Below are 320 nucleotides of genomic sequence, written 5' to 3' on the forward strand. Positions count from 1 at the left end.
CAATTTAAACTCTGTGATGTCTGTTACCCATTTTTGATTCGGTGCATCTGCATGAAAATTGCGCGCTAAAATATTGGGTGCAGTTTTACCAACTTTCCCCTTATAAGACTTCTATTTTTTCATACGCACAACACACTTTAATCCAAGCTCTTTCATAATGCGTTGAACCTTCTTGTGATTCACTTTTTGACCACGATTCGTTAACTCACCACGAATGCGACGGTAGCCATAACGGCCTTCATTTTCCTCATAAATCGCTTTAATTTCAGCTTTCAAATCGGCATCTAAATCCGGACGATTCATTTTCTTTACTAAATCAT

1 pseudogene is annotated in these 320 nt (G+C 37.8%); it reads right to left on the bottom strand.

The annotated features are described in order from the left end of the window. Positions 1–320 (bottom strand): annotated as a pseudogene (locus tag ACS2MN_RS31065) (IS3 family transposase); the annotation flags it as partial.

It is taken from the genome of Bacillus cereus group sp. BceL062 (assembly GCF_051780025.1).
Taxonomy (GTDB): Bacteria; Bacillota; Bacilli; order Bacillales; family Bacillaceae_G; genus Bacillus_A; species Bacillus_A toyonensis.